We start from the raw sequence: 1,221 nt of genomic DNA, 5'->3' as shown, positions 1-1,221 counted from the left end.
AAAGCCACAATATTCAACAATCTTATTGTGAAAATGGTGCAAAGAGACAAAATATATCAGACAGAATTAATAAGCAACTAACTACTGACCTCTATTATTGTGTTCATAATTATCTATTTTTTTAGCTGGATAAATCTGCTTATCTGATGTTAAGGATGTTTGAATCTACCCAATGCATTAATTTTATAGTGCAAAGATGGGACAGTTTAGAAAACTGTGGAATATGAAAAAAGGGAGTAAACGTATGAAAATCCGTTATTTAGGACTTAATCTCGTTTTTCTTGAAATGTGAAGGCGATAACTGCGTATGTTTCTTGAAAAATGCACTAAAATTTGCGGGCTCATTAAAGCCCAGGTCATAAGCAATTTCTTTATTTGCCAAATCTGTAAAATAAAGGAGCCGTTTTGCTTCTGTTATTATACGTGCCTGAATATAATCTTTTGCGGTCTTACCGATTTTCGATTTGAAAGTTCGGTTTAAATGGTCAGGGGTAATGTAAAGTTGATTGGCATAACAGGTGGTAGAGTGCTCTTTTTTGTAGTTGTTTTCCACTTCCTTTTTAAAAGCTCTGATGAGATTGTCTCCAGTGGTATCTACATCTGATTCGATAGGGTTGATAGCGCAAATATTATTACATTCTATAAGCAGTAGTTTTAAAAATGCACCAATGGATAAAGTTTTCATTTGGGTGTCACTGTTGAAAAGTCTAAAAATTTGATTGGCAAACTGATCTATGGTATCAAACTGATCTTTATTTGGAGTTAGGGGAGGGCTTTGTCCATAATTATTGAACAAGTTCAAGCTGTCTATAAAGGATAAAGGAATGGTGCTTTCTACTAGAAATTGATTGGAAAATGTCATGACATAGCCAAATGATTTTTCTTCTTCAGTAACTTGGTGTACTTGCCCTGGAGCAACAAAGAATATGTGTTGGTTTGATAATGGATATGTGTTGAAGTCAATTTTATGCTTTCCCTTTGCTTTAGTGATGATTAAGACCGTAAAATAATTGTGTCTGTGGGGTTCATCGATTTTACCGTTTCGACTGGTGTAGATGGCTTCCATTTTGGAAATTCCAAAACTTACGTTCTCATATTCAGAATTTACTTTTTGATAGGTTTTAACGGATCATTCTCAAAAGTTGTGTGTGAATTGAAATAGAATTCTGATTTTTGTTTAAAAAACAAGCTTTGGACAACTATCTAGACCTATTGAAATTG

The 1,221-nt window shown here is 33.6% G+C and carries 1 protein-coding gene; it reads right to left on the bottom strand.

The annotated features are described in order from the left end of the window. Positions 1-259 precede the first annotated feature (259 nt). Positions 260-1,066 carry an AraC family transcriptional regulator gene (locus G525_RS0117825; RefSeq protein ID WP_035480136.1) on the bottom strand — a complete coding sequence of 269 codons (807 nt, stop codon included), beginning with the start codon at positions 1,064-1,066 and terminating at the stop codon, positions 260-262. Positions 1,067-1,221: the final 155 nt, after the last annotated feature.

Source organism: Gelidibacter mesophilus DSM 14095 (genome assembly GCF_000423005.1).
GTDB classification, from domain to species: Bacteria; Bacteroidota; Bacteroidia; order Flavobacteriales; family Flavobacteriaceae; genus Gelidibacter; species Gelidibacter mesophilus.
This window is presented reverse-complemented; position numbering and strand designations above follow the sequence as displayed.

Excerpts from the sequence above, each read along its gene's own strand:
- G525_RS0117825 (WP_035480136.1), bottom strand. The coding sequence starts at position 1,066 with ATGGAAGCCATCTACACCAGTCGAAACGGTAAAATCGATGAACCCCAC.